Annotated in this window: 8 protein-coding genes; all 8 read right to left on the bottom strand. The window is 36.2% G+C overall.

The genetic code is table 11. The features are described 5' to 3' along the window. Positions 1-562: 562 nt before the first annotated feature. Complete coding sequence (locus tag BW951_RS21575) at positions 563-1,249, bottom strand: hypothetical protein (protein ID WP_076396649.1); 687 nt, start codon at positions 1,247-1,249, stop codon at positions 563-565. A gap of 10 nt (positions 1,250-1,259) precedes the next feature. Continuing rightward, positions 1,260-2,120 carry a dTDP-4-dehydrorhamnose reductase gene (gene rfbD, locus BW951_RS21570; protein ID WP_076396663.1) on the bottom strand — a complete coding sequence of 287 codons (861 nt, stop codon included), beginning with the start codon at positions 2,118-2,120 and terminating at the stop codon, positions 1,260-1,262. Further along, a complete protein-coding gene (locus tag BW951_RS21565) occupies positions 2,120-2,605 on the bottom strand; it encodes an acyl-CoA thioesterase (protein ID WP_076396647.1) in 486 nt (161 codons plus the stop codon). The genes rfbD and BW951_RS21565 overlap by 1 nt, the downstream gene beginning before the upstream one ends. 72 nt (positions 2,606-2,677) lie before the next feature. Then, positions 2,678-3,181, bottom strand: coding sequence for an OmpH/Skp family outer membrane protein (locus tag BW951_RS21560; protein WP_076396645.1), 504 nt, complete (start codon positions 3,179-3,181; stop codon positions 2,678-2,680). 61 nt (positions 3,182-3,242) lie between these two features. Beyond that, entirely contained in the window at positions 3,243-3,788 is a 546-nt protein-coding gene (locus BW951_RS21555; protein WP_076396661.1) for an OmpH/Skp family outer membrane protein, read from the bottom strand. An 8-nt stretch (positions 3,789-3,796) separates the two neighbouring features. After that, positions 3,797-6,334: an outer membrane protein assembly factor BamA gene (gene bamA, locus BW951_RS21550; protein ID WP_076396643.1), complete on the bottom strand. Its 2,538-nt coding sequence runs from the start codon at positions 6,332-6,334 to the stop codon at positions 3,797-3,799. A 28-nt stretch (positions 6,335-6,362) separates the two neighbouring features. Further along, complete coding sequence (locus BW951_RS21545) at positions 6,363-7,112, bottom strand: isoprenyl transferase (RefSeq protein WP_076396641.1); 750 nt, start codon at positions 7,110-7,112, stop codon at positions 6,363-6,365. Between the two features lies 1 nt (position 7,113). Then, entirely contained in the window at positions 7,114-8,007 is an 894-nt protein-coding gene (gene porG / locus BW951_RS21540) for a type IX secretion system protein PorG (protein ID WP_076396639.1), read from the bottom strand. Between the last annotated feature and the right edge of the window lie 11 nt (positions 8,008-8,018).

The raw sequence follows: 8,018 nt of genomic DNA, 5'->3' as shown, positions 1-8,018 counted from the left end.
CGCTTCCCCGTTTAGGGACTGCAAAGATACAAATCTTTTTATTCTGAGCAAGTTTTATTTTAAGTTTTTTCTAAATCAATTTAAAATAAAAATACTCCCCGATCCGTATCCTTTTAATACCTTATAAAAGTATTATCCAGGCGTTTTATTAAAGTATATCGCTTATCTAAAAGCTCGTCTCCGCTTACTGATCCTCTTTCGTTTTTCAGTGCCGCAAAGATAGAAACTTTAAACCCGCTCTTCCAAATATATTTAACATAATATTTACACTGAGGCTGTAATTGTGGGTAACTTTGTATTCTAAATTATTGATTTATTTGAGTTTAAATGGTTTTCCATAGTTTTCCACATTACTCGATTAAAGTTTCTTGCTCTATGAAAATGTTGGATAAGGAGTGGAAAGAGTGGATTTTGAACCGGAGTTTCGTGGATTTGAGGGAAAAATGCATGGGTTTGAGGTGAAGTGTTGGAGAGGAGAGAGTTTGTGGGCAAAGAAAAGAAGCTGGAGAAGAAAAGTTTATTGAGAAAGCAAGGAGATGATTTACAAATGAAAAAGCAGAGTTTAATTACTCTGCTTTTCTTTATTATATATGGTGCTTAAAAATTCTCCGTAGGATTTTTCGAGACCGATGATATCGCCACTTTTTAGATTAAGCCCGCCTACTCCACTTTCGTCTGATTTTATTTTTGTAGCCGAAATCTGGAAATACTGATTAGAACTATTGTCTTTAGGCTGGATTTTGATGGTTGAGCCTAATAACTTTTTAGTTGAAATTGTATAGACTTCACCGGAAACCGTTTTCAGTTTCAGGTATGATCTTGGGGAAAGTACATAATCGGTCTTATTGATCGCTATTTTCTGATCTTTTTCTGAAGAAGCGAAAATATACATATACCCACTCTGATCTTTGAATTGATCTTTTGGAAGAAAATAAAGATTTAATCTGTAATTGGAAGGGTTGAAATTCTGAGGAGTTCCATCAATATTTTCAAAAGGTTTCCATGAAAATGCATTGGCCCCGATTTCTTTTGCCTTCTTATACACTAATGAAAAAACTTCATCGTCGTATTTCCAGAATCCCTGAACTTCGACTTCACCCAAATATTCAGCATCTTTTATTTCTTCATTAATTTTGTACAGGAATTTATCGGTATTCTCTTTCGTTTTTTGAACTTTCGTAAGGTACACATTTTGTGCGCTGCAAAACTGAGTAAGAAAAGCGAAAGCAACAATGATGAGATTTTTCATTCTATATATATTATTGTGTAAGAATGGTAACGCATTCTTCGAGACTATTTTCCCAATATTTGGGTTCTATTTTATAAACTTCTTCAATTTTATCGAGAGACATCGTGCTTCTTTTCGGTCTTTTTGCCGGTGTAGGATATTGCTCGGTAGTTAAAGGATTTAATTTAACTGAAGATTTAGAAAATTCAGCTATTTTTTCAGCAAATTCAAACCAGGTTGTTTCGGGATAGTTTGAGAAGTGGAAAACTCCGTATTTTTTTTCTTTTGCTTCAATGATGTTCATAATGGCTTCAGCCAGATCGTTTGCATTGGTAGGCTGCCCAAACTGATCTGCCACAATTCCCAATTCGTCTTTCTGAGAAAAAAGATTGAGCATTGTTTTCACAAAATTTTTATTGAACTCGGAATACAGCCATGAAGTTCTTAAAATAATGGTTTTCGGATTAATTTCCAGTGCAAGCTCTTCCCCTTTCAATTTGGATTCTCCGTAAACTCCGATCGGACTTGTGAAATCGTCTTCGGAATAACTTAAATTGGTTTCTCCATCAAAGACATAATCTGTAGAAACGTGGATAAACGTTGTTTTAGCATCTTTACACGCCTGTGCAAGGGAAGCAACACCTTCTGCATTTACAGCAAAAGCCTTTTCTTTTTCAGTTTCTGCAAGATCTACCGCTGTGTACGCTGAAGCATTGATACAGTAATCCGGTTTGTTTTCCGTAAAAACAGTATTGATCTGATGTTCATTGGTGATATCTAAAGTCTGTGAATCTGTAAAAATGAACTCATAATCCAGTTCAAAATCCGGAGCAATTTTTCTGATGCAGTTTCCTAACTGCCCGTTTCCTCCTACTACTAAAATTTTTTTCATCATGAGTTTCTCGCGTTTTGTGATCTTAAATATTTAACTCTCGACTGGAAATCTTTCTGTTCCAAATCTACATAAAACTTATTGAATGTTTCTTTAATTTCTTCGGGATGTACTTCGGATTTTCTGGTTTTAACATTAAAGTAGATTACCGTAACCCACAATACGGCATGAATTGTTTTCTCGTCTAAACTTTTCATGAGGATTTCTACTTTTGCCGTTCTGTCTGCCACTTCAATGGTCTTGCTGCTGATAACAACCGAGGTATTATACCGTACTTCCTTTAAATAGGATATTTCATTCTGAATTGCAATCCACGTACATCCCGTCATTTTGGTGTATTCTTCATACGTGAAACCATAAAATGTTTCTACGTGATCTTCTCTGGCGTTGAACATGTAGTCCAGATATTTCACGTTGTTTAAATGACCAATGGGATCGCAGTCGCTGAATCTGACCTTTACCGTGGTTGATACTTCTTTTTCCATTCCGCAAAAATAAAAAAACCACCTCGAAGTGAGATGGTTCATTTTTATAAATATTTATTAATTTCTAAAAAATTACTGAATATTCAATTCTTTTTTCACTGCAGCTGTAGCGTCTGGTCCTCCTTTGAATACGAATGCAGAAGAATTTGCATCCATAATGTAATCATAACCGTTTGCTTTTGCTACTTTAGAAACCGCCTCGTTCAGTTTTTTCTCGATTGGTTCGTAAGCAACATCCTGCTTAGCCACGAAATCTTTCTGAGCTTTATCGTTCATCTGCTGGATTTCTTCCTGCATTTTTGCCAATTCTGCTTCTCTTGCTTTGTTTTCTTCAGCTGTTTTCTTTGGAGCTTCTTCAGAATACTGCTTTAATTTAGCCTGTCCTGCGTCTGCTTTTTTCTTGATTTCTGCCTGTTTAGTATCTAAGAAAGTTTTAAGATCCGCATCTGCTTTTTTCTTTTCAGGCATTGCGTTAAGAATTCCTATAACATCTAAAGTTGCAATTTTTTGAGCTTTTGCCATACCTACCGATACAACCATCATTACCGCTGCAAATAATACACTTAATTTTTTCATAATTGGTAAATAAATAATTTAATTTGTTTTTAGATTTGTAAATGTAATAAAAGTTAAACTTTTATTTTTTTGTTTTGCCTTTTTCTTTTGGTTCCGAATCTTTTAACAAGATTGCCAAAACTTTATCCGAATAATCGGATCTTTTCTGAAGAAAAATAACATTATTGCTTGTTTTATCTAAAACTATCGCCAAACCGTTCTTTTCAGACATGGTTTTGATAGCTTCCCAGATCTGATCCTGAAAAGGCTGAACCAGATTTGTTCTCAGTTTCTTTATTTCTCCGGTGGCACCAAAACGTAAACTCGTTGTTGTTTTGATGTTTTTTTCCAGATCCATTACTTCTTTTTCTCTCAATTTAAGCTGATCTCCTATTAAAAGAACTTTTTCACTTTCAAAAGCAGATCTTTTTCTTTCGTATTCAGACTGCAGGTTCTGAAGTTCGGACTGCCATGTATCAATCTGTGCATTCAGTCTTGCTTCAGCTTCTTTATATTGAGGCATTTTATTCAGAATATATTCCGTGTCTACAACGCCCACTTTCTGTGCGTTGCTTAGACCGAAAAGCAGGAATAAAACAAATGATAAAACAATTCTAAAATTTTTCATATCGTGGATTATAATGATTGGTTCATCAAGAAGTGCGTCTTCCATCCTGAAGGCTCAGTTCCTGAAACTGTTTTGTCGAATCCGTAAGCGAAATCAAATCCAATTAAACCAAATGCTCCCATATAAACTCTCACCCCAATACCCACTGATCTTTTCAACTGGAAAGGATTATAATTTCCCCAAGAATTCCACACGTTACCTCCTTCCGCGAATGTTAATGCATAAATTTTTGCTGTCTGGTTCAATGAAATCGGGTATCTTAATTCTAACGTAAATCTGTTGTAAATAGTACCTCCTCCTGTTGGAGTAATATCTTCAGAAGTTCCTCCGTATGTAGAAGCATTTTCATAACCTCTTAACGGAATTAATTCTCTACCGTCGTATCTACCTCCGAATAAACCGGTACCTCCCACATAGAATCTTTCAAACGGCGGTGCTCCCAATTTAGAGTTATATCCGTCCATGAATCCCATTTCAGCTGAAGATCTCAAAACCAGTTTTCCAATAATTTCATTGTATACATCTGCTTTGAACTTCACTTTATAGAATTCCATCCACTTGTATTTCTCTGTAGGACTTAAAGTAGAATAATCTTTATTGTTGAATGCAGAATATGGCAATGTAAATTTCACCGAAAGGTCTATGTTTGAACCTACTGTCGGGAAAATCGGGTCGATACCTGCAGAGTTTCTGCTTAATCCTAAGTTGATACTTAAGTTGTTGGCAGAACCATAATATTCTGTAGCATCACCAAACTGGAACGGATAGTTCTTAAAGTCATACTTCTGATACTGAAGACCTGTATAAAGTGAGAAATAATCATCCGGCCATTTCAACAATCTGTTTAAACCAACGGAAGCGGAGAAGATGTTAAGTTTCTGTGCATTCCCATAAACATCAGAATATTTTACTCGAGAGTTGTTCAAACTTACAGAAAGTGCAGTCGGTCTTGTTCCGAACAACCATGGTTCTGTAAATGAAACTCCGTAATTCTGGAAATATTGTCCTGCCTGTGCCTGAAGCGATAACGTTTGCCCATCACCTTGAGGAACCGGCTTAAAGTCTTTGAATTTAAGGAAATTCTTTAACGAGAAGTTATTGAATGTTAATCCTAAAGTTCCGATGAAACTGTTACCTCCGTAACCTGCCTGTAACTGAACCTGAGATGAACCTTTCTCCACCAGTTTCCAGTTGATATCTACCGTATTATCCTGCTGATTTGGCTGGATATCCTGCCCAACCTGTTGAGGATCAAAAAACTGCATTCCGGCTAAATCGAAATATGTTCTTTTGATATCACTTTTAGCGAATAAATTTCCCGGCTTTGTTCTTAAAGCTCTAAGAATAACGTGGTCATGAGTGGTTGTGTTTCCTTCCCATGTTACTTTATTCCATGTAGCTTTTTCACCTTCATTGATACGGATTTCAAGATTGATTTTATCTCCGTCTACAGATTTTTCAACCGGCGTAACGTTTGAGAAAAGGTAACCGTTGTTCATATAAATGGACTTGATATCAGAATCGTCTTCTTTTCCTCCATCTTCACCCACTTTTTTGTTGAAACCTACGGCATCGTAGATTTCTCCTTTTTTGTATCCTAAAAGTCTTTGTAAATAGTCTGTAGAATAAACGGTATTTCCGGTAAATGTAATATCTCCGATGTAATACTGTTTACCTTCTTTAAGTTTTACATTGATCTCATAATTGTTTCTCTTGTTTCTCCAAACAGAATCTGAAACAATGGCAGCATCTCTGTATCCTAAAGAGTTATAATAGCTGATCAGGTTTTGCTTGTCTTCCTGATATTTATCTTCAATGAATTTTGAAGATTTCAGGATTCCGCCAATACCGAATCTTTTTTGTTTTGTTTCTTTAAAGGCTTTTTTTCTAAGTTTTCTGTCTGATACATACTGATTTCCTTCGAATTCTATATGATCGATTTTGATTCTTTTGCCTTTATCTACATTAATCGTCCAGTCTACTAAATTAGGATCTCCCGCATTTACTTTTTCCTGAATGGAAATTTTAGCATCTGCATATCCTTTTTTAATGAAATCTTTCGGAACGTTTGTTTTAAGACTTGAAACTAAGTTCTGTGTAATTTTTGTTCCCGGCTTCAGATTGTTGTCTTTAGCCATTTTTTCATTTTTGGACTTCCCGATTCCTTTACCCGTAAATTTTACTTCTCCAAGATCTTTCAGATCCTGCAGATAAAACTTCAGAATAACCGTTTCGCTTTCAATACTTTGTACGTACACTTCCACTTCAGAAAAAGATTGAGTGTCCCAAAGTTTTTTTACAGCATTGCTGATTTTCTGCCCCGGGATATCCACAGATTCTCCCTTTACCAAACCTGTAAATCTCAGGATCTGAGCCGGCGTATATTTTTTAACCCCATCTACAACGATGTCTTTTAAGGTGTATGTCCCTGCTTGGTTTTCTGCGTGTACAGAATTGCTCACCTGTGTGCTGTCCTGTGGAGTTACCTGTCCATAAAAATGTGCAGAAGCAACAAACATAATGATGGGTAATAGTCTAAACTTCATTTTATCGTAGTCTTTCTTTTCTTAAATTTTACTGAATTTTTATCTGTTCTCCGGTCATTCCGAATCTTCTTTCTTTGTTTTGATAATCTACAATACACTGAAAGAAAATATCTTTTGAAAAATCCGGCCACAGAACGTTTAAAAACTGCAGCTCTGCATAGGCGATCTGCCAAAGGAGAAAATTACTGATTCTGATCTCACCGCTGGTTCTTATTAAAAGATCCACCGGTGGAAAATCTTTTGTATAGAGGTGACTCTCGAATAATTTTTCATCAATATCTTCAATGTCTACCTTTCCTTCCTTTACGTCTTCGCTGATGCTTTTAACGGCATTTAGTATTTCATGCTGCGAACCATAACTGATTGCCAGTACCAAATTGCCTTTTGTGTTTTCTTTTGTAAGTTCCACCACACGTAAAAGCTGATCTTTTACAAGTGAGGGAAGTTTTTCGAGATTTCCAATAACGTGCATTCTTAATCCTTTGCTGAAAATTTCTTCCGCTTCAAGCAATAAGGTCTCTACAAGTAAATTCATTAAAGTATTTACTTCCTCTGCGGGACGGTTCCAGTTTTCCGAAGAAAAGGTATAAAGAGTTAAATACGGTATGTGTATCTCATTACACGCATTTATGGCATTTCTTACCGCATCAATGGCATTCTTGTGACCAAAGGTTCTTTCTTCGCCACGAGATTTTGCCCATCTTCCGTTACCATCCATGATGATAGCCACATGCTGTGGTAAATTCTCAGGATCTATTTTATCTTTTATCAACGACATATTAATCACAATAACATGGAGGTCTTCCGAACGAATAAGTAAGTCCAAGACTCACGGTATTCATCCAGTCTTTAGACTTAAAGTCTCCAACGTTCCTTTCTCCTATAATCGCAGCTTCTCTTTCTTTAGACACTACATAATAAGCATCTGTCTGCAAAAGAGATCCGCCTGTAACGGGGCTCAGAATATCTCCGTTATACGTAGCAACTACATCCTTGCTCTGAATTCTGCTGTAATCCAGCTGATCCGTAAGCGTATATCTGAATGTAGCTTCTGCAAAAATCGCCCAGTTATAATTAAATTTATATTTTAAACCTACTCCAAAAGGAATTTGCATTGTAGTTTTGGTTCCTGTAGAATACACCGGAGTTGTTGTAAAATCCAGTTCATTAATAGGAGCCTGAGCCACACCATCCGCATCTCTTCTGAAATCATTAATCACCGTAGCTTTAGGAGCATCGAACATTAAAGCCCCTACCCCACCGAAAATATACGGACTCACCATACTTTTCTGCTCGTTGTTTACCGGGAAGAAGTTGTATTCAAAGATCAAACTTGCTTCATATACATTATTTTTCCCGAATGAGTTTCTGTTCTTTCTATATTCTTCTTTCGCCACCTTGTCATTAAACTGGATCTGATTATATCCTAGATCCAATCTTACAGTCTGGTGAGGATTAAAATTAAATCTGTATAAAATTCCACCATAAAAAGGAACACCCCAATCTGACGCTTTACTTAAATCCAATGGCTTTTGTAAAATATAATTCGTTCTCCCTATATCCCCAACTAGGTTACTCATACCTAGACGAACTCCAAGTTCGTTTCTTTGTGCTTTAACACTTACCACAGTTCCTAGAGCGGCAAGGAAGCTAAACAATAATTTTCTATTCATAAAAGAATATG

The organism is Chryseobacterium gambrini, from assembly GCF_900156825.1.
GTDB classification, from domain to species: domain Bacteria; phylum Bacteroidota; class Bacteroidia; order Flavobacteriales; family Weeksellaceae; genus Chryseobacterium; species Chryseobacterium gambrini.
This window is presented reverse-complemented; position numbering and strand designations above follow the sequence as displayed.